General features: G+C 73.1%; 17 protein-coding genes and 1 pseudogene. 7 read left to right on the top strand and 11 right to left on the bottom strand.

The features are described 5' to 3' along the window. Positions 1 to 21: 21 nt before the first annotated feature. Positions 22 to 2,103 (bottom strand): NAD-dependent DNA ligase LigA, encoded by a 2,082-nt coding sequence (ligA, locus tag A5714_RS18225; RefSeq protein WP_068287470.1) that lies wholly within the window; start codon positions 2,101 to 2,103, stop codon positions 22 to 24. 37 nt (positions 2,104 to 2,140) lie between these two features. Then, the gene (locus tag A5714_RS18220; protein WP_068287467.1) at positions 2,141 to 3,169 is read right to left on the bottom strand and encodes a methionine synthase; all 1,029 of its coding nucleotides are present in this window, start codon (positions 3,167 to 3,169) and stop codon (positions 2,141 to 2,143) included. A 98-nt stretch (positions 3,170 to 3,267) separates the two neighbouring features. Between A5714_RS18220 and A5714_RS18215 the strand changes: the two genes are divergently transcribed. Continuing rightward, positions 3,268 to 3,912: a sensor domain-containing protein gene (locus A5714_RS18215; RefSeq protein WP_197513780.1), complete on the top strand. Its 645-nt coding sequence runs from the start codon at positions 3,268 to 3,270 to the stop codon at positions 3,910 to 3,912. Here A5714_RS18215 and mnmA read toward each other — a convergent pair. The 4 genes and pseudogenes from mnmA to A5714_RS18200 all read right to left on the bottom strand — a co-directional run bounded on the left by mnmA (position 3,909) and on the right by A5714_RS18200 (position 8,121). After that, positions 3,909 to 4,985, bottom strand: coding sequence for a tRNA 2-thiouridine(34) synthase MnmA (mnmA, locus tag A5714_RS18210; RefSeq protein ID WP_068287461.1), 1,077 nt, complete (start codon positions 4,983 to 4,985; stop codon positions 3,909 to 3,911). The two genes, A5714_RS18215 and mnmA, sit on opposite strands and share 4 nt — an antisense overlap. Next, on the bottom strand, positions 4,982 to 6,184 hold the full coding sequence (locus A5714_RS26710; protein WP_068287503.1) for a cysteine desulfurase family protein: 1,203 nt from the start codon (positions 6,182 to 6,184) through the stop codon (positions 4,982 to 4,984). The genes mnmA and A5714_RS26710 overlap by 4 nt, the downstream gene beginning before the upstream one ends. A 120-nt stretch (positions 6,185 to 6,304) precedes the next feature. Continuing rightward, a pseudogene (locus tag A5714_RS26705) lies at positions 6,305 to 7,270 on the bottom strand (lysophospholipid acyltransferase family protein); the annotation flags it as partial. Next, positions 7,267 to 8,121 (bottom strand): GNAT family N-acetyltransferase, encoded by an 855-nt coding sequence (locus tag A5714_RS18200; RefSeq protein ID WP_068287458.1) that lies wholly within the window; start codon positions 8,119 to 8,121, stop codon positions 7,267 to 7,269. The gene A5714_RS18200 and the pseudogene A5714_RS26705, both read right to left, overlap by 4 nt. Positions 8,122 to 8,342: 221 nt before the next feature. Here A5714_RS18200 and A5714_RS18195 point away from each other — a divergent pair, with 221 nt between their 5' ends. Together A5714_RS18195 and A5714_RS18190 are read left to right on the top strand one after the other, a co-directional pair. Then, positions 8,343 to 9,833: a cryptochrome/photolyase family protein gene (locus A5714_RS18195; RefSeq protein ID WP_068069046.1), complete on the top strand. Its 1,491-nt coding sequence runs from the start codon at positions 8,343 to 8,345 to the stop codon at positions 9,831 to 9,833. Beyond that, entirely contained in the window at positions 9,833 to 10,210 is a 378-nt protein-coding gene (locus tag A5714_RS18190; protein ID WP_068069043.1) for an SRPBCC family protein, read from the top strand. Before A5714_RS18195 ends, A5714_RS18190 begins: the two co-directional genes overlap by 1 nt. A 73-nt stretch (positions 10,211 to 10,283) precedes the next feature. On the opposite strand, the gene A5714_RS18185 is transcribed toward A5714_RS18190, so the two are convergent. Then, positions 10,284 to 11,240, bottom strand: a complete 957-nt coding sequence (locus tag A5714_RS18185) for an electron transfer flavoprotein subunit alpha/FixB family protein (RefSeq protein ID WP_068287454.1) — start codon at positions 11,238 to 11,240, stop codon at positions 10,284 to 10,286. A 40-nt stretch (positions 11,241 to 11,280) separates the two neighbouring features. Then, on the bottom strand, positions 11,281 to 12,072 hold the full coding sequence (locus tag A5714_RS18180) for an electron transfer flavoprotein subunit beta/FixA family protein (protein WP_068287451.1): 792 nt from the start codon (positions 12,070 to 12,072) through the stop codon (positions 11,281 to 11,283). 270 nt (positions 12,073 to 12,342) lie between these two features. On the opposite strand from A5714_RS18180, the gene A5714_RS18175 reads away from it, so the two are divergent. The 4 genes from A5714_RS18175 to A5714_RS18160 are packed head-to-tail and all read left to right on the top strand — an operon-like array spanning position 12,343 to position 17,352. Then, positions 12,343 to 13,152, top strand: a complete 810-nt coding sequence (locus A5714_RS18175) for a bifunctional 2-polyprenyl-6-hydroxyphenol methylase/3-demethylubiquinol 3-O-methyltransferase UbiG (protein ID WP_068069035.1) — start codon at positions 12,343 to 12,345, stop codon at positions 13,150 to 13,152. Next, on the top strand, positions 13,149 to 14,729 hold the full coding sequence (locus A5714_RS18170) for a glycoside hydrolase family 57 protein (RefSeq protein WP_068069032.1): 1,581 nt from the start codon (positions 13,149 to 13,151) through the stop codon (positions 14,727 to 14,729). Before A5714_RS18175 ends, A5714_RS18170 begins: the two co-directional genes overlap by 4 nt. Positions 14,730 to 14,742: 13 nt before the next feature. Continuing rightward, positions 14,743 to 15,987: a glycosyltransferase family 4 protein gene (locus A5714_RS18165; RefSeq protein ID WP_068287500.1), complete on the top strand. Its 1,245-nt coding sequence runs from the start codon at positions 14,743 to 14,745 to the stop codon at positions 15,985 to 15,987. Between the two features lie 9 nt (positions 15,988 to 15,996). Next, entirely contained in the window at positions 15,997 to 17,352 is a 1,356-nt protein-coding gene (locus tag A5714_RS18160; RefSeq protein WP_068287448.1) for a TIGR01777 family oxidoreductase, read from the top strand. Positions 17,353 to 17,356: 4 nt separating this feature from the next. On the opposite strand, the gene A5714_RS18155 is transcribed toward A5714_RS18160, so the two are convergent. The 3 genes from A5714_RS18155 to A5714_RS18145 form a co-directional block, all read right to left on the bottom strand. Further along, positions 17,357 to 18,436, bottom strand: a complete 1,080-nt coding sequence (locus tag A5714_RS18155) for an NAD-dependent epimerase/dehydratase family protein (RefSeq protein WP_068287443.1) — start codon at positions 18,434 to 18,436, stop codon at positions 17,357 to 17,359. 21 nt (positions 18,437 to 18,457) lie between these two features. Then, positions 18,458 to 19,135 (bottom strand): phosphodiesterase, encoded by a 678-nt coding sequence (locus A5714_RS18150; protein ID WP_068287441.1) that lies wholly within the window; start codon positions 19,133 to 19,135, stop codon positions 18,458 to 18,460. 45 nt (positions 19,136 to 19,180) lie between these two features. Next, positions 19,181 to 20,147: sulfate/molybdate ABC transporter ATP-binding protein (locus A5714_RS18145; protein ID WP_068287433.1), on the bottom strand; the 967-nt coding region annotated here is incomplete at its 5' end.

Below are 20,147 nucleotides of genomic sequence, written 5' to 3'. Positions count from 1 at the left end.
GGCGGCCCCACGCTACCGGCGTCACTCCCCCGGACCATCCTGCGGCCCGTCGTCGAGCAGCCGCCGGAACCCGTCCTCGTCGAGGACCGGCACCCCGAGCTCGACGGCCTTGTCGTACTTGGAGCCCGGGGAATCGCCGGCGACGACGTAGTCGGTCTTCTTCGACACCGAGCCGGCGGCCTTGCCGCCGCGCGCCAGGATCGCCTCCTTGGCCTCGTCGCGGGAGAAACCGGCGAGCGAGCCGGTGACCACGACCGTCAGCCCCTCCAGCGTGCGCGGCACGCTGGAGTCGCGCTCGTCGGCCATCCGCACTCCGGCGGCCTTCCACTTGTCGACGATCGCGCGGTGCCAGTCGACGGTGAACCACTCGGTGAGCGCGGCGGCGATGGTCGGCCCCACCCCCTCGACCGCGGCCAGCCGCTCGGTGGACGCCGCCATGATCTCGTCCAGGTCGCCGAACTCGGTGGCCAGGGCGCGCGCGGCCGTCGGGCCGACGTGGCGGATCGACAGCGCCACCAGCACCCGCCACAGGGCCACCTTCTTCGCCTTGTCCAGGTTGCCGAGCAGGCGCTTGCCGTTGGCGGACAGCGTGCCGGCCTTGGTGCGGAACAGGTCGGTGCGCAGCAGGTCGTCCTCGGTGAGGGAAAAGAGGTCGCCCTCGTCGGTGATCACCCCGGCCTTGAGCAGCGCGATGGCCGCCTCGTAGCCCAGCCCCTCGATGTCGAACGCACCGCGGCCGGCGACGTGGAACACCCGCTCGCGCAGTTGCGCCGGGCAGGACCGGGCGTTGGGGCAGCGGATGTCGGCGTCGCCCTCCTTGGCCGGCGCCAGCGTGGTCCCGCATTCGGGGCACTCGGTGGGCATGACGAACTCGCGCTCGGTGCCGTCGCGCAGGTCGACGACGGGGCCCAGGACCTCGGGGATGACGTCGCCGGCCTTGCGGATCACCACGGTGTCGCCGATGAGCACGCCCTTGCGCTTGACCTCGCCGGCGTTGTGCAGGGTGGCCAGCCCGACGGTCGAGCCGGCCACCTTGACCGGCGTCATGAAGGCGAACGGCGTGACCCGCCCGGTGCGCCCGACGTTGACCCGGATGTCGAGCAGCTCGGTCTGCGCCTCCTGCGGTGGATATTTGTAGGCGACCGCCCACCGCGGCGCGCGCGACGTGGCGCCCAGCCGGCGCTGCAGCGCCACGTCGTCGACCTTGACCACCACGCCGTCGATCTCGTGCTCGAGCTCGGAGCGGTGTTCGCCCCAGTACTGGATCCGCTCCTCGACGGCGTCCAGGCCCTGCACGCGCGCTGTCTGCGCGGCGACCGGCAGCCCCCAGGCGTGCAGCGCGGCGTACGCCTCGTGCTGGGTGGCCGGCGTGAAACCCTCGGTGCGGCCGATGCCGTGGCAGATCATGCGCAGCTTGCGCCGGGCGGTGACGGCCGGGTTCTTCTGGCGCAGCGAGCCGGCGGCGCTGTTGCGCGGGTTGGCGAACGGCGCCTTGCCGTCTTCGACGAGGCTGGCGTTGAGCGCCTCGAAATCGGCCAGCAAAAAGAACACCTCGCCGCGCACCTCCAACAGCGCGGGCACGGCGAAATCCTGGTTGGGGCGCAGCTTTTCGGGAACGTCGTCGATGGTGCGGGCGTTGAGCGTGACGTCCTCACCGACGCGGCCGTCACCGCGGGTGGCGGCGCGTTCCAGCCGGCCGTCGCGGTACACCAGCGACAGGGCCACGCCGTCGATCTTGAGCTCGCACAGGTAGTTGGTGTCGCCGCCGATCTCGTTGACCACGCGGGTGTGCCAGGCGGCCAGCTCGTCGCGGTCGAAGACGTCGTCGAGGCTGAGCATCCGCTCGAGGTGCTGCGCCTCGGCGAACTCGGTGGCGAAGCCGGCGCCGCCGACGAGCTGGGTCGGGGAATCGGGCACGCGGAGCTCTGGGTGCCGCTCCTCGAGCGCGAGCAACTCGTTGAACAGCGCGTCGAATTCCGCGTCCGAGACGATCGGCGCGTCCTTGATGTAGTAGCGGAACTGGTGTTCACGGACCGTCTCGGCCAGGTCCTGCCACTGCCGCCGCACCTCGGGCGCCACCGGATCAGCGTCTGCTGAGCTCACCTTCGCAGGCTATCGGAGGCCGCCGACACCCCGGCGCCTACCCGATGGCGTCCGGGTCGTCGGCGAACGCCTCGGCCGTCTTGCGGGCCAGCTCGATCGCGGTGCGCGCCCACTCGGGGGTCGCGCCGGCCAGGCCGCACGCCGGCGTCACGCCGATCCGGTCCCGCAGCGCCGCGCGGCCGAAGCCGAGGCGGTCGGTGACCGAGACCAGCGCGGCGGCCGTCTCCTCGACCGACGGGTGCCGCGGCGGGGCGGTCGAGGAGACCACGCCCAGCATCACCGTGCGCCCGGACTCGACGAACGCGGCGATGCCGTCGAGGTCGGCGGCCCGCAGCGTGCCGGCGTCCACCGACACCGCGTCAAACCCGCTGCCTTCCAATAGCTCCCACGGCAGGCCGGGCGCGCAGCTGTGCAACATCGCCGCGGCGCCCACGCCCTGGGCGCAGGTGTCCAGTAGGGCGCCGGCCACCGCCTCGTCCAGCGCCGCCACCGGGCTGAGCGCCGTGACGCCGGTCAGCTCCCCGGCGAGCGCCCGCGGCAGCGACGGTTCGTCGAACTGGACCACCACCGGCACCTGCAGCCGCCGGGCCAGCGCGGCGCGGTGCGCGGCCACCCCTTCGGCCAGCGACGCCGACAGGTCGCGCAGCGCGCCCGCGTCGGTGATCGCGCGGTGGCCGTTGGCCAGCTCCAGCTCGGCGGCCAGCGTGATCGGCCCCGGGGCCTGCACCTTGACCGCGCGTTCGCCGCCGCGCAGGCCGGCCACCTCCCACGCCTCCTCGAGCGCATCCATGTCCTCGTCGAGCAGGCTGACGGCCCGCCGGGTGACCGCGCCGGGACGGGCGGCGATCCGGTAACCGCGCGGCACGGTGTCGATGGCCACGTCGACCAGCAGCGCGCCGGCCCGGCCGATCGTGTCGGCACCCACCCCGCGGGCGGGCAGTTCGACGATGTGCGCGAGCGCGCCGGCCAGTTCGCCCACCACCACCTCGGCGGCCCGCCGCGGGGTGACGCCGGGCCACGAGCCGAGGCCGCTGCCGGTGGCGAAGGGACGCGCCAAAACACTCACCGGGCAACCGTATTCGACGTCACTCGGCGCGCCGGTCGGCAGGGGTGTCCGCCGGGGTCCGCGCCCGGGTAGCTTCGACGCCAGAAGGGTGCGAAACGGTGTCGCGAACGGCGAGGTGGATCGGGCCGCTGCTGGCTGTGGGGGCAGTGGCGCTGACGGCGGCGTGCACCCGGGTCGTCGACGGGTCCGCCGCGGCGCAATTCGGCGCGACGCGCCACTCGGTGCAGGGCGTCAGCGTCGACGCGATCCTGTTGGACCAGACGCGCATGCGGGCGATCACCGGCGCCGGTGAGCACCTGAGCATCATTCCGTCGATGGACGGCACCAACCCGGTGGACATCGACGCGCTGGCCGACACCGCGCCCCGGGAGTGCCGGTTCATCTACGCCGAGACCGCCACGTTCGGCGCGGACTTCGAGCAGTTCCACAAGACCACCTATCAGGATCCGCCCGACGGCGCGTTGATCTCCGAGGGCGCCGCGGCCTACCCGAACGTCGACACCGCCCGGCACGCGTTCACGAGCCTGGTGGGCACCGTCGAGGCCTGCGCGAACGGTTCGGGCGGCCAGCTCTACGTCGGGGACTGGAACGCCGACGCGACGTCGCTGCGGCTGCGGCCCGGCGGCTGCGGCCGCGAGTACCAGGTGCTGTCGGTGGCGCTGCTGGAGGTCACCTCGTGCGGGTTCGCGCAGTCGGTGTCCGACATCGTGATGACGAACATCGCCGCGAACGTGCCGCGCTAGCGGCCGGTGCCGCAGATGGTCGCGCTGCCCAGGACCTCGTCGCCCGCGGCGTCGGGCCGATACAGCGCCAGCGTCTGGCCCCGCGCGACGCCGCGCAGCGGCTCACGCAGCCGCACGACAAGTTCGTCACCAACCAATTGCGCTGTCGCCGAGGCGGTTTCGCCGTGCGCCCGTACCTGCACCGCGCACTCGAAGGGGCCGACCGGTGCCACGCCGGCGGTGAAAACCGGGCTGCTGCCGGTCAACTCGTGCACGTCGAGGTCGGCCGCCTCGCCCACCCGGACGGTCGCGGTGTCGGCGTCGATGGCCGTCACGTAGCGGGGCCGGCCGTCGGGGCCCGGGCCCGCGATGCCCAGACCCTTGCGCTGGCCGATGGTGAAGCCGTGCACGCCGTCGTGCTCGGCGAGCACGGTGCCCTGCGCGTTGACCACGGCGCCGCGGCGCACCCCGATGCGCTCGCCCAGGAAGGCCCGGGTGTTGCCCGAGGGGATGAAGCAGATGTCGTGGCTGTCCGGCTTGTCGGCGACGGCCAGGCCGCGGCGGGCGGCCTCGGCCCGGATCGCCGCCTTGGGGGTGTCACCGACCGGGAAGGCGGCGTGACGCAGCTGGTCGGCGGTCAGCACGGCCAGCACGTAGGACTGGTCCTTGTCCTCATCGACGGCGCGGCGCAGCCGCCCGCCCGAGAGCCGGGCGTAGTGGCCGGTGGCCACCGCGTCGAAGCCGAGCGCCAGCGCCTTAGCGGACAGGGCCGAGAACTTGATGCGCTGATTGCAGCGCACGCACGGGTTGGGGGTTTCGCCGCGGGCGTAGGAGGCGACGAAGTCGTCGATGACGTCCGCGGCGAACCGCTCGGCGAAATCCCAGACGTAGAACGGGATTCCGAGCACGTCGGCGACGCGGCGCGCGTCGCCGGCATCCTCCTTCGAACAGCAGCCCCGCGAGCCGGTGCGCAGCGCGCCGGGCGCGGCCGACAGCGCCAGGTGCACGCCCACCACGTCGTGCCCGGCCTCGACCATGCGGGCGGCGGCGACCGACGAGTCGACGCCGCCGCTCATGGCGGCCAGCACCCTCACGACGCCCCCGCCGAGGCCAGCGCGGCGCGGCGGGCGCGCTCCACCGCCGCGGGCAACACCCGCAGCACCGCGTCCACGTCGTCGTCCACGCTGGTGTGGCCCAGCGACAGCCGCAACGAGCCGCGGGCCGCCGTCGGGTCGGCGCCCATCGCGGTCAGCACGTGCGAGGCCTGCGCGACCCCGGCCGTGCACGCCGAGCCGGTCGAACACTCAATGCCGTTGGCGTCCAACAACATCAGCAGCGCGTCACCCTCGCACCCGCGGAAGGTGAAGTGCGCGTTGCCGGGCAGCCGCTGGGGGTACCTCCCGCTTGCGGGGGACAGGTCGCGGGCGCCGTTGAGGGTGACGTCGTCGATTCGGGTCAACACGCCGTCGATCAGGCGGTCCCGCAGTACCCGCAGCCGCGCGCCGTTGGCGTCCAACCCGTCCACCGAAATCTTTGCAGCCGTGGCCATTCCGACCGCGCCCGCGACATCGGCGGTGCCCGAGCGGATGTCGCGCTCCTGCCCGCCGCCATGCGCCAGCGGCACGCACGCCACGTCGCGGCGCAACAGCAGGGCACCCACGGCCGGCGGGCCGCCGAACTTGTGCGCGGTGACGCTCATCGCCGACAGCCCGCTGGCGCCGAAGTCGACGGGCAGCTGGCCCACCGCCTGCACGGCGTCGCTGTGCATCGGCACGCCGAATTCGGCCGCGACGGCGGCCATGTCGTGGACGGGCAGCACCGTGCCGACCTCGTTGTTGGCCCACATCACCGAGACCAGCGCGACGTCGTCGTGGTGCGCCAGCACGTCGCGCAGCGCCTCGGCCGACACCGAGCCGTCGGCGGCGGTGGGCAGCCAGGTCACCTCGGCGCCCTCGTGCTCGACCAGCCAGCGCACCGAGTCCAACACGGCGTGGTGCTCCACGGCGCTGCTGACGATGCGCCGGTGTCGCGGCTCGGCGTCGCGGCGGGCCCAGTAGATGCCCTTGACGGCCAGGTTGTCGCTCTCGGTCCCGCCCGCGGTGAAGATGACCTCCGACGGCCGCGCCCCCAGCCGGTCGGCGATCAGCTCCCGGGACTCCTCGACCCGTCGCCGCGCCGCCCGGCCGCTGGTGTGCAGCGACGAGGCGTTGCCGACGCTGCGGAACACGGCCGTCATCGCCTCGACGGCGGCGGCGTGCATCGGGGTGGTGGCGGCGTGATCCAGGTAGGCCATGACGCGCCCCAGAATACCGGCTCGGCCCGGCGGCGCTGCAGGCCGCAAGCCTCGGCGGGCCGGGCGGCGCAACCGGGAGTCAGGCGACGAGCGCGTGCCCGTGACCGGCCGCGGCGACGGGCCGACCCCGACGGCCGACTGGCACCGGCCGGCCAGGGCGCGCCGGTCGACCCCCGGCAGCTGCAGCGACTCGACATGCACCCGGGCCCGGGTGCGCCGGACGGTCAGCAACCGGCCGATCGACCGCGGCAGCGTCTCGTCGCCGACGAAGGCCGGGACGGTCGACAGGCTGCCGTCGACGTGGTGATAGGTCAGGCGCAGCGGCTGCACCGGCCGGCCGGCGTCGATCGCCGCCTGGAACATCGCCGGGTAGAAGGCGCCCCGGCCGGTGTGGAACTGCCCGCCTCCTCCTCCGGCCGGTGCCCGCCCGGAATCGTCACCGGGCGGGTGGAACTGCCCGCCTCCTCCTCCGGCCGGTGCCCGCCCGGAATCGTCACCGGGCGGGTGGAACTGCCCGGGCCCACCGGCATCGCCACCGGGCGGGTGGAACTGCCCGGGCCGGCCGCACCACGTCGTGCCCTCCGGGAACGCCACCACCGTCTGCCCGGCCCGCAATCGCCGTGCGACGGCGGCGACGACGTCCGGCAGCCGCCGCAGGCTGGCCCGCTCGATCGGGATGACCTTCAGGATGCGGGCCACGATCCCGGTCGCCGGGCCGGTGAACATGTCGGCGCGGGCGACAAACGACCCCGGCAGCACGGCGCCGATGGCGAACACGTCCAGCCACGACATGTGCGGGCTGACCACCAGCACCCCGCGCAGGTTACGAATCGGGTTGCCGGACACCGTGATTCGCACGCCCAGGCAGCGCAGCACCAGCCGGCAGTAAATCCGTTGCACGCGGGTGCGGCCCGGCAGCGGGACGGCCAGCAGCGGCAGCCCCGGCGCCAGGATCAGGGCGAGCATGATGCGCAGCGTCACGCGCAGCACCACCAGCGGCCGCCACTCGGCGGTCGCGTCGCCGACGCTCACGCACCCGGCGTTGCACGAGGCCCGCGGCAGCCAGGGGTGCGCGGTGGTGGTCATCGGTCGCCGCCGGCCACGTTCGAGGCGGCCGACACCGAGCGGAGGCGCCGCAGGTACCGGGTGTCGGCGTGCTGCTTGTCCAGCAGGACGCAGAAGTCCCCGACACCGAAGTCCGGGTCGTGCGCCGGCTCGCCGCAGGCCTTGGCGCCCAGCCGCAGGTAGCCGCGCAGCAGCGCCGGGACCGACGGCCGCGCCGGCGCGGGGATGTCGTCGAGGGCCGTGCCGTCGAGCACCACCGGCCGGTGCGGCCGCACCCGGTGCTGCGCCGGGGCGGCGTGGCGGCTCAGGATGAAGTCCCGGACGCCGCGCAGCTCGCTGCCGGGCGGCGGGCCCTTCGGGTCCGCGCCGCCGATGGGCACCGACACGCAGCCGGTCACGTAGTCGTAGCCGTAGCGATCGAGGTAGGCCAGGATGCCCGCCCACATCAGCAGGACGACGCCGCCGTTGCGGTGCCCGTCGCGCACCACCGCCCGTCCCATCTCCACCAGCGAGGGCCGCAGCGGGTCGAACGCGCGGATGTCGAATTCGGTCGCGGTGTAGAGCCCGCCGGCCGCGATGGCGCCCGCCGGCGCCAGCATGCGGTAACAACCGACCAGCTCGCCGGTGTCGTCGTCGCGGACCAGCAGGTGGTCGCAGAATTCGTCGAAGCGGTCGATGTCGCGCCGCAGGCCGTCGGCGTCCGGCAGCGCGAAGCCGGGCGTGCTGGTGAAGACGTCGTAGCGCAGCCGCTGGGCCGCCTCGATCATGCTGGGGTCGGTGGAGAGCAGGAGCGAGTAGCGCGGCGCGGCGGCCGAGCTGGTCGTCGCGCCGTCTGGTGTGTCGCTGGGTATGAGGACCGAAGCAATGCTCATGGAACCCAACGTCGCGCAAGCGGTGAGCGAGTCGGCATCGCCGCTGTGACGTGTCGGTGCACGTCAGATGACGAACTGTGCGCGACAAGGCCATGCCCTCCCCCGATGCGACGCAGCTCACACGGGCTGCGTCGGGCCGGGTGAACGGCGCGTGGCGCGGTCCCGCGGTTGAGCGCGGACGGTGCCGGGTAGCACGTGCTAGTGAGCAGTCGGATTTCCCCATGACCCCGTCGAGCGCGGACACGCGCCGGTGGTGCTTCGCCGACCAGCTCGGCCCGCACTTCCTGGACCTCCCCGACCAGCCGGTGTTGCTCGTCGAGTCCCGCGCGGTGTTCGGGCGCCGCCGATTCCACCGCCGCAAGGCCCACCTGGTGCTGTCCGCGCTGCGCCACCGCGCCGCCGAACTGGGCGAGCAGGCGCAGTTCCTGCAAACCCGCACCTACGCAGAGGCGCTGGAGCGGGTGCGGGACCCGCTGAGCGTGTGCCAGCCCACCACCTGGGCGGCCGACGCATTCGTGCGGTCCAGGCCGCAGCTCGAGGTGTTGCCCGCGCGCGGCTTCTGCACCGACCGCGCGGACTTCGACGGGTGGGCCAAGCGGCAGCGCACGTTGCTGCTGGAGAACTTCTACCGCGACGCGCGGCGCCGGTTCGACCTGCTGATGGACGGCGACCAGCCGGCGGGCGGGCGGTGGAACTTCGACGCCGACAACCGGGAGCCGGCGCCCAAGCACGCCACCGCGCTGGGCGTGCCCCCGCCCTGGCGGCCCGACGAGGACGAGATCGACGAGCAGGTCCGCGCGGACCTGGACCGCTGGGAGCGCGACGGCGACGCCTCGTTCGTCGGCCGCGACGGCCCGCGGGAATTCCCCGTGACCGCCGCCGAGGCACAGGCCGCGCTGCGGGTGTTCGTGCGGGATCGGTTGCCGCACTTCGGCCCCCACGAGGACGCGATGCTCGCCGGCGACCGGGTGATGGCGCACAGCCTGCTCTCGGCGCCGATGAACCTCGGCCTGCTCGACCCGCTGGACTGCGCGTACGCGGCCGAGGACGCCTACCGCGCGGGGCAAGCCCCGCTGGGCAGCGTCGAGGGCTACATCCGCCAGCTGATCGGGTGGCGCGATTACATCTGGCACGTCTACTGGCATTTCGGCCCGGACTACCGGCGCCGCAACGCGCTGCGGGCGCGCGCGGAGCTGCCGGACTGGTTCGCCGATCTGGACGCCGACGCCGTCGAGGCGCGCTGCCTGCGCGACGTGCTCGGCCAGGTGCGCGATCACGGCTGGGTGCACCACATCCCGCGGCTGATGGTGCTGTCCAACTACGCGCTGCAGCGGGGCTGGCACCCCGCCGCCGTCACCGACTGGTTCCACCGCTGCTTCGTCGACGGCTACGAGTGGGTGATGGTCGCCAACGTGGTGGGCATGTCGCAGCACGCCGACGGCGGGCTGATGGCGACCAAGCCGTACGCCGCGGGCGGCGCCTACATCAACCGCATGAGTGACTACTGCGGGCGCTGCGCGTACCGCCCGACCGAGCGGGTCGGCGAGCGTGCCTGCCCCTTCACCGGCGGCTACTGGGCGTTTTTGAACCGCAACAAGAACCAGCTGGAGGGGAACCGGCGCATGACCCAACCACTGGCGGGCCTCAAGCGGCTCCGCGACCTCGACGACGTCGTCGAACAGCAGCGGCGGCTCGGGCAGGCCGCGCCGTGATGCTGACCGTCGACAGGGATATCGCGGCCGCCCCGGCCGCGGTGTGGCGGCTGCTGGTCGACCTGGACGCCTGGCCGAAGTGGGGCCCGACGATCAGCGGCGGGCGGCTCGACGCGCCGTACACGGAGCTGGGCCCGCACGTCACGGGGACGGTGCAGACGTCGCTGCTGGTCTCGGTGCCGTTCGTTGTCACCGAGTTCGAGGCCGGCCGGTCGTGGGCGTGGCGGGTGGCCGGCGTCCCCGCCACCCGGCACCGGGTGGAACCGCGGGGCGACGGGGCGCGGGCGTTCATGGACGTGCCGTGGTGGGCGGCGCCGTACGCCACGGTCTGCGCGATCGCGCTGCGCCGCATCGACGCGATGCTGACCGGCGGCTGACGCCGCCCGGCTCCGGGCCCGGTGACGCGAAAGGCCCCCGGCGCGTGCCGGGGGCCTTCAGCGTCGAGCGAGGTCAGCCCTTGCGCTGCTTGATCGCGTCGGTCAGCTGTGGGGCGACCTTGAACAGGTCGCCCACCACGCCGTAGTCGGCGATCTCGAAGATCGGCGCCTCCTCGTCCTTGTTCACGGCGACGATGGTCTTCGAGGTCTGCATGCCGGCGCGGTGCTGAATGGCGCCCGAGATGCCCAGCGCGATGTAGAGCTGCGGCGACACCGTCTTGCCCGTCTGGCCCACCTGGAACTGGCCCGGGTAGTAGCCGGAGTCCACCGCGGCGCGCGAGGCGCCGACCGCGGCGCCCAGCGAGTCGGCCAGCTCCTCGACCACGTGGAAGTTGTCGGCGCTGCCCACGCCGCGACCGCCGGAGACCACGATGGTGGCCTCGGTCAGTTCCGGGCGGTCACCGGCGACCGCGGGCTCGCGGGCCGTCACCTTGGTGGCGTTCTCGGCGGGCGCCGGGACCTCGACGGTGACCTGCTCGCCGGCGCCGTCCTGCGGCTCGGCGTCGATGGCTCCGGCGCGCACGGTGATCACCGGGGTGTCGCCGTTGGCCTGCGCCTCCACGGTGTACGCGCCACCGAAGATGGAGTAGGTGGCCTTGTTGTCTTCCTTGACGTCGACGACGTCGACCAGCAGGCCGGAGCCGATCCGGGCGGCGAGCCGGCCGGCGATCTCCTTGCCGTCGGCGTTGGCCGACAGGATCACCCCGGCGGGCGAGTTGGACTCGGCCAGCGAGGCCAGCACGTCCACTACGGGGGTGATCAGGTACTTGTCGACGTCGTCGGACTCGGCGATGTAGATCTTGGCGGCGCCCGCCTCCTTGAGGCCGTCGATCAGCGGCGCGGCGGTGCCCGGGGCGCCCACCACGACGGCGGCCGGCTCGCCCAGCGCGCGGGCGGCGGTGATCAACTCGGAGGTGACCTTCTTCAGGGCGCCTTCTGCGTGCTCGACGAGCACCAATACTTCAGCCATGGGTTGTTTCGCTCTTCTCGTGTGTGCGGAGGGGTCCGTGCTAGATGATCTTCCGGCCGACCAGGTACTTGGCGATGTCGTTGCCGCCCTCACCCTCGTCGGTGACCTTCTCACCCGCGGTCTTGGGCGGCTTCGGGGTCGACGACAGCACGGTCGACCCGGCGTTCTCCAGCCCGACCTCGTCGGCCTCGACCCCGATGTCGGCGAGGGTCAGCACCGTGACCTCTTTCTTCTTGGCGGCCATGATGCCCTTGAAGGACGGGAAGCGCGGCTCGTTGATCTTCTCGGTGACGCTCACCACCGCCGGCAGCGTGGCCTCGAGGGTGAACACGCCCTCGTCGGTCTCGCGCTCACCGGTGACCTTGTCGCCCTCGATCGACAGCTTGCGCACGTGGGTGAGCTGCGGAAGGCCCAGGTACTCGGCGATGACCGCGGGAACCGCGCCGCCGGAGCCGTCGGTGGCCTCGTTGCCGGCGATGACCAGCTCGGTGCCCTCGATGGTGCCCAGCGCGCGGGCCAGCGCCCAGCCGGTCTGGATGACGTCGGAACCGTGCAGGCCGTCGTCCTTGACGTGGACGGCCTTGTCGGCGCCCATGGACAGCGCCTTGCGGATCGCCTCGGTGGCGCGCTCGGGACCCGCGGTGAGCACGGTCACCGAGCCCTCGCCGCCCTCGCGCTCGCGGATCTGCAGCGCCTCTTCCACGGCGCGCTCGTTGATCTCGTCCAGGACCGCGTCGGCGGCCTCGCGGTCCAGCGTGTAATCGCCGTCAGACAGCTTTCGCTCCGACCAGGTGTCCGGGACCTGCTTGATCAGGACCACGATGTTCGTCATGAGTGTGGTTCGTCCTCCTCGAAGGGGGCTCGCAGCAATCGACTGCGAACCTCGGTACGCATTTTCGCCACGCACGGCCGTGTTACTACCCGGTAACTTTGTGCGCTCTGCTTTCACACCATAGCTGAGCGCTCACGCCGAAATTCTTGTCCCCCGCACGTGAGAACCGCTCCGACCTCCCGGTCCCCCGCGCGCGCGTCGTGACGCCGGGCGACCGCGGGGCGGCATCGCGGTTCGCGAATCCGACACTTCGCGTTAGCCTGCTCACCAATGAGCGCAATGGTTCCCGACGTTCCCCCCGGCTCCGCGGCGCCGGGCACCGATGCGGTGTTGACGCTGACGGGTGAGCGCACCATTCCGGGGTTGGCCATCGAAAACTACTGGTTCCGCCGGCACGAGGTGGTCTACCAGCGCCTGGCCCAGCGCTGCGCGGGCGCCGAGGTGCTCGAGGCCGGGTGTGGCGAGGGCTACGGCGCCGACCTGATCGCGGGCGTCGCCCGCCGCGTCGTCGCGGTGGACTACGACGACGCCGCGGTGGCCCACGTGCGCAGCCGTTACCCGCGGGTCGAGGTCATGCAGGCCAACCTGGCCGAGCTGCCGCTGCCCGACGCGTCGGTCGACGTCGTGGTGAACTTCCAGGTCATCGAGCACCTGTGGGACCAGGGGCAGTTCGTCGCCGAATGCGCGCGGGTGCTGCGTCCCGGCGGCCTGCTGCTGATGTCGACGCCCAACCGGGTGACGTTCTCCCCCGGCCGCGACACTCCGATCAACCCCTTCCACACCCGCGAACTCAACGCCCGCGAGCTGACCGAACTGCTGGCCGACGGCGGCTTCGCCGACATCGCGGTCAGCGGCTTGTTCCACGGCCCGCGGCTGCGCGCGATGGACGCCCGGCACGGCGGCTCCATCATCGACGCGCAGATCCAGCAGGCATTGGCCGCCGACGCCGGGGCGCCGTGGCCGCCGGAACTGGCCGCCGACGTCGCCGCGGTGACCGTCGACGACTTCGAGCTCGTCGGGGCGCACGACCGGGACATCGACGGCAGCCTGGACCTGATCGCCATCGCGGTGCGGCCGTGACCGCGGACCGCGTGCCCGGCCTGTTCACGCTGGTGCTGCACACCCACCTGCCGTGGCTGGCGCACCACGGGCGCTGGCCGGTCGGCGAGGAATGGCTGTACCAGTCCTGGGCCGCGGCCTACCTGCCGCTGATGCGGGTGCTCAACACGCTGGCCGACGAGGACCGCCGGGGGGTGGTGACGCTGGGCGTCACGCCCGTGGTCAACGCCCAGCTCGACGACCCGTATTGCCTGGACGGCATGCACCACTGGCTGGCCAACTGGCGGCTGCGGGCCTTGGAAGCGCAGACAGCGGCCGCCGGCGTGCGCGCGATCGCGGCGTCGAAGTCGGCGAGCTACCCATCCTGCACCCCGGAAGCGTTGCGCGCGTTGGGGATTCGCGAGGGGGCCGAGGCGGACCGGTCGCTGGACGAATTCGCCACGCTGTGGCGGCATGGCGGCAGCCCGCTGCTGCGCCGGCTGATCGACGCCGGCACCGTCGAGTTGCTCGGCGGCCCGCTGGCCCATCCGTTCCAGCCGCTGCTGGCGCCGCGGCTGCGCGAGTTCGCGCTGCGCGAGGGCCTGGCCGACGCCCAAGCGCGCCTGGGGACGCGCCCGGGCGGCATCTGGGCGCCCGAATGCGCCTACGCGCCCGGGCTGGAACACGACTACGCCGGCGCGGGCGTCACCCACTTCATGGTCGACGGCCCGTCGCTGCACGGTGACACCGCCCTGGGCCGCCCCGTCGGCGACAGCGACGTGATCGCGTTCGGGCGCGACCTGCAGGTCAGCTACCGGGTCTGGTCGCCCAAGTCCGGCTACCCCGGCCACGCCGCGTACCGCGACTTCCACACCTACGACCACCTCACCGGCCTCAAGCCCGCCCGGGTGACCGGCCGACACGTGCCCTCCGACGGCAAGGCCCCCTACGATCCGGCCCGCGCGGACCACGCCGTCGACGCCCACGTCGCCGATTTCGTCGAGGTCGTGCGCAACCGGCTGCGGTCGGAATCCGAGCGGATCGGCCGGCCGGCCCACGTCGTCGCCGCCTTCGACACCGAGCTGTTCGGCCACTGGTGGTACGAGGGCCCGACCTGGCTGCAGCGGGTCCTGCGCGCCCTGCCCGAGGCCGGGGTGCGCGTCGGCACCCTCAACGACGCGATCTCCGCGGGGTTCGTCGGTGACCCGGTCGCCCTGCCGCCCAGCTCCTGGGGTTCGGGCAAGGACTGGCAGGTGTGGGCGGGTGACCAGGTGGCCGATCTGGTCCAGCTCAACACCGAGGTGGTCGAGACCGCGCTGAGCACGGTCGACAAGGCGCTGTCGCAGACGTCCGGCGGCCCCGCACCGCGGGACCCCGTCGCCGACCAGATCCTGCGCGAAACCCTGCTGACGGTATCCAGCGACTGGCCGTTCATGGTGAGCAAGGACTCGGCGGCCGACTACGCGCGCTACCGCGCCCACCTGCACGCCCACGCCGCCCGGGAGATCGCCGGCGCGCTCGCGTCCGGCCGCCGCGACGCCGCCCAGCGGCTGGCCGAGGGCTGGAATCGCGCCGACGGCCTGTTCGGGGCCCTCGACGCGCGCAGGCTGCCCCGATGAGGTGGGCCGGCGCGTGAAGATCCTGATGGTGTCCTGGGAGTACCCGCCGGTCGTCATCGGCGGCCTCGGGCGCCACGTGCACCACCTGTCGACCGCGCTGGCCGCGGCCGGGCACGAGGTGGTCGTGCTGTCGCGGCGACCCACCGGCACCGACCCCAGCACCCATCCCGGCACCGACGAGGTCGTCGACGGCGTCCGGGTGATCGCGGCCGCGCACGACCCCCACGAATTCAGCTTCGGTGACGACATGATGGCGTGGACGCTGGCGATGGGGCACTCCATGGTGCGAGCCGGGTTGGCGGTGAAGAAGCGCGGCCACAGCCGGCCCTGGCGCCCCGACGTGGTGCACGCGCACGACTGGCTGGTGGCCCACCCCGCGGTCGCGCTCGCCCAATTCTTCGACGTGCCACTGGTTTCCACGATTCACGCCACCGAGGCCGGCCGGCATTCCGGCTGGGTCGTCGGCGCGATCAGCCGTCAGGTGCACGCGGTCGAGTCGTGGCTGGTGCGCGAATCCGATTCGCTGATCACGTGTTCGGCGTCCATGGCTGACGAGATCAGCGAGCTGTTCGGACCCGGGCTCGCCGCGATCACGGTGATCCGCAACGGGATCGACGCGGCTCGCTGGCCGTTCGCGCCGCGCCGCCCGCGCCGCGGCCCGGCCGAACTCCTCTATCTGGGGCGGCTGGAGTACGAGAAGGGCGTGCACGAGGCCATCGCCGCGTTGGCCCGGGTCCGGCGCACCCACCCCGGCACCACGTTGACCATCGCCGGGGAGGGCACCCAGCAGGCCTGGCTGGCGGAGCAGGCGCGAAAACACCGGGTACTCAAGGCGACTCACTTCGCCGGGCACCTCGAACACGCCGAGCTGTTGGCGGTGTTGCACCGGGCCGACGCCGCGGTGCTGCCCAGCCACTACGAGCCGTTCGGGATCGTCGCACTGGAGGCCGCCGCGGCCGGTGCCCCGCTGGTGACGTCGAACATCGGCGGGCTGGGCGAGGCGGTGCTGCACGGGCGCACCGGGGTGTCGTGCCCCCCGCGCGACGTGGCCGCGCTGGCCGACGCGATCCGCACGGTGCTCGACGACCCGGCGGCCGCGCAGCGGCGGGCCCGCGCCGCCCGCGAGCGGCTGACGTCGGCCTTCGACTGGCACACGGTGGCCACCGAAACCGCGCAGGTCTACGTCGCGGCCAAGCGCGGCGAACGGCAGCCGCAGGCCCGGCAGCCCATCGTGGAACACGCGCTGCCGAACCGCTAACCTGCCGGGGTGGGGCTGGAATTCTCGAGCGTCGTCGACGCTCCGATCACCGACGTCTTCGACTGGCACGCCAGGCCGGGCGCGTTCACGCGGCTGTCGCCGCCGTGGCAGCCCATGCGGCTGGTCTCGGAGGCCACGTCGCTGCGGGACGGTCGCGCCACGCTCGCGCTGCCCGGCGGGCTGCGCTGGGTGGCCGAGCATCAGCCGGACGACTACGACCCGCCCCGCCGGTTCGTCGACGCCATCGGCGGTGACCAGCTGGCGGCGCTGCCTGCCCGAAAGGCGTTGCGCTGGAGGCACGTTCACGACTTCGCCGACCTCGGCGACGGCCGCACCCGGGTGATCGACCAGGTGGACACGTCGGTACCGGGGGCTTTGCTGCGGCCCATGTTCGTCTACCGGCACCGCCAACTGGCCGACGACCTGGCCGCGCACCGGCGGGCCGCCGAGCGGGGGCTGCCGCCGCTGACCGTCGCCGTGACCGGGTCGTCGGGGCTGGTCGGGGCCGCGCTGACGGCGTTTTTGCGCACCGGCGGCCACCGGGTGATCGCCCTGGTCCGGCGCCCCGCGCGGGGGGCCGACGAGCGGCAGTGGGATCCGCGCGACCCGGACCCGGGGTTGTTCGACGGGGTTGACGCGGTGATCCACCTGGCCGGCGCCTCGATCGCCGGCCGGTTCACCGACGAGCACCGCGAGGCGATCCGGGACAGCCGGATCGGGCCGACCCGCCGGCTGGCCGAACTGCTGGGCCGCGCCGGGACCAAACCCGCGGTGCTGGTGTCGGCGTCGGCGATCGGTTTCTACGGCTACGACCGCGGCGACGAAACGCTCACCGAGGACAGCGCGCGCGGCGACGGGTTCCTGGCCGACGTGGTGCACGACTGGGAGGCCGCGACGGCGCCGGCCGAGCAGGCCGGCGTCCGGGTGGTGCGGGTGCGCACCGGCATCGTGCAATCCCCGCAGGGCGGCACGCTGAAGCTGCTGCGGCCGCTGTTCAGCGCGGGGCTGGGCGGCCGGCTCGGCAGCGGCCGGCAGTGGCTGTCCTGGATCGGACTCGACGACCTCGTCGACGTCTACCACCGCGGCCTGTGGGACACCGACTTGTCCGGCGCGGTCAACGCCGTTGCGCCGCAACCGGTTCGCAACAGCGACTACACCGCCGTCCTGGCGCGGGTGCTGCGCCGTCCCGCGGTGCTGCCGGTGCCCGCGCTGGGGCCCCGGTTGCTCTTGGGCGCGCAGGGCGCTCGCGAATTGGCCTGCGCCAGTCAGCGGGTCAGCCCAACCAAGCTCGCGGCCGCCGACCACCGGTTCCGCCAGCCCGACCTCGAGGAGGCGCTGCGGCATCTGCTCGGCCGGGTTCGCTGAGCGCTCAGGGCACCGGGCGCACCGTCAGCGGCCCCTTGCGGACGTCGCGGGTCAGGGCGGCCACAAACGACCGCGGGCTCAGCACCGGGCTGGGCGTTCCCGCTTCCCGCCAGAAACCCTCGAGGAAGTCGGACAGGGCCGCGGCGGAATCCCACCGCGGCGCCCAGCCGAGTTCCGCGCGGGCCCGGTCGGTGGCCAGCAGCGGCAGCGTGAACGCCATGTCCAGCCAGCCGCGGTCGATCGGCTGCAGCCTGGCCCGCCAGGACGCGTCGACCAGCAGGCCCAGCAGCTTCGAGGGCACGTGCACCGGTCGCGCCTGCAAGGCCCGCGCCAGGCCGTCACGGGTCAGCGGCGGTTCGGCCGCGAGGTTGAACGGCCCGAGCGCGCACCGCTCGATCGCCGCGACGCACGCGGCGGCGACGTCGTCGGCGTGGACGATGGACACCGCGAGCGAGCGGTCCAGCGGCAGCACCGGCAGCGCGCGCACCAGTCGGGGATCCAGGTAGGCGGGCAGGGTGTAGCGGCGCAGGCCGGCGGCGGCGTCGCGCTGCAGGATGAAGCACGGCCGCATCCGGGTGATGCCGACGCCCTCGGGATTGCGCCGCTCGTAGTCGTCGAGCAGGTTCTCCACGGTCGCCTTGGCCCTGCTGTAGGGCGAGGAGCTCACGCCGGTGGTGGACCACGACTCGTCGACCCGCTGCCCGTACCGCCCCGGCGCGTAGCTGCCGACCGACGACATGTGCACCAGCTGACGGACTTTCGCGTCGTGCGCGGCGCTCAGCACGGCCGTGCTGCCGCCGATGCCCACCGCGTCGAGGTAGCGCACGTTGCGGGTGGGTTGGAACCCCCAGGCCAGGTGCACCACGCACGCGGCGCCGCGGAACAGGTCGCGCAGCGCGATCTGTACCCCGGGATCGGCGAGGTCGAGCTGATGCCAGTCGACCGACCGGTACGAGCCCTGCTGCGGGGGTTTGCGACGGGTGACCCCGACGATGTCGTACTCGCCGCCGCGTTCGGCGAGCGTGCGCAGCAGCGCGGTGCCCACGTTGCCGCTGGCTCCGGTGATGACTATCCGCTTGGCCATGTCGGCCCCTCCTCGTCGCGCTCAGGTTTCTTCGGCGTCGCGGCCGTCGCGGCTGCGCCGGTACGCGCGGCCCCGCAGGTCCGCCAGCCATTGCGGGTGCAGCCCCGTGCCCGGTGCTGTGTTGGCGACCGGATCGAACGACACGTCGTCCGCCGAGTCGATGACGCCGGTCAGCGTCAGCCGGGCCAGCGGTGTGAAAGACCCTGCGCCGCAGGCCTGGTCGATATCGACGTCGATGGTGCCGCGCTCCAGCCGGCCGCGGATCGCGTCCAGGGACAGCCCGGCGCCGTCCGTGTCACCGTCGGTGCGGGCCCGCAGCCACCAGTTGTCACCCCGGTAGTGCACGGGCATCAGCGTGGTCAGCGTCTGCGAGTTCCACGACGTCGCCGGCCGCAGAGCGACGGCGCGGGCCAGCACGCCCGAACCCGCCGAGACCAGCAGTATGTCCCACGGCGTGCCGGCGTCGCCGGCGGGCACGCGGACCGCCAGGCCGAGGAAGTCGGGCAGCGCCCCGGGCGTGCCGGTGGCCTTGGACACGCGGGCGATGACGTCTGACGACGGCAGCGGCAGCCCCTGGTGCGGCGGCGCGACGCGCTCCAGGACGCCCTCGGCCAGCACGCCGTCGGGATGGAAGAACCGTTTGCCCCGCAGGGCCGAACCCCACTGGAACGGCAGCGCGGCAAGCTCGAAAAGATTCACTGGCCGCGAATTCCCGTTCTCACGGCCGGGAAACAGCTCGACCGGTTACCCCCGGGTCAGCGCGCCGTCGATGGGGGGCACCCGGGTCGCGCGCACGTACACCGTGTCACCGTCGCGCAGGGCCAGGGCCTCGGCGTCGCCGCGGGTGATCTGGGCGGTGAAGGGGCCGCCGGTGGCGGCGCTGGTCAGCTCGACGCGCACCTCGAAGCCCAGGGCAACCACCCGGTCGACGGTCGCGGCCACCACGCCGATCGCCTCCGCCGAGCCGTCGCCGCCGGCGATCGCCAGCTCCGGGTTGCGGCCCACCCGGATGTCGTGCGGGCGGACCAGCGCCCCGTTGAGCTCGGACACCGCGCCCAGAAAGGACATCACGAACGGGTTGGCGGGCGCGTCGTACACCTCGGTCGGCGACCCCACCTGCTCGATGCGGCCCTTGTTGAGGACGGCGATCCGGTCGGCGACGTCCAGCGCCTCGGTCTGGTCGTGGGTGACCAACACCGTGGTGACGTGCACCTCGTCGTGCAGGCGTCGCAGCCAGGAGCGCAGGTCCTCGCGCACCTTGGCGTCCAGCGCGCCGAACGGCTCGTCGAGCAACAGCACCTGCGGGTCGACGGCGAGCGCGCGCGCCAGCGCCATCCGCTGGCGTTGGCCGCCGGAGAGCTGGTTGGGATAGCGCGCGTGAAAACCGCTGAGCCCCACCACCTCGAGCAGATTGTCGACCTTGGCCTTGATCTCCGCCTTGGGACGCTTGCGAATTCTGAGCCCGTAGGCCACGTTGTCGCGGACCGTCAGGTGTTTGAACGCGGCGTAATGCTGGAAGACGAACCCGATCCCGCGCCGCTGCGGTGGCACCCGCGTCACGTCGCGGCCTTCAATCGTGACGACACCGCTGTCGAGCTGGTCTAGGCCCGCGATGGCGCGCAACAGCGTCGACTTGCCCGAGCCGCTGGGGCCCAGCAGCGCCGTCAACGAGCCGGTGGGCACCGTGAAGTCGACGTGGTCCAGCGCGACG

The organism is Mycobacterium sp. E2462, assembly GCF_001672685.1.
Taxonomy (GTDB): domain Bacteria; phylum Actinomycetota; class Actinomycetes; order Mycobacteriales; family Mycobacteriaceae; genus Mycobacterium.
The sequence above is the reverse complement of the archived record's forward strand: the minus strand, read 5'-3'. Positions and strand labels throughout refer to the sequence as shown.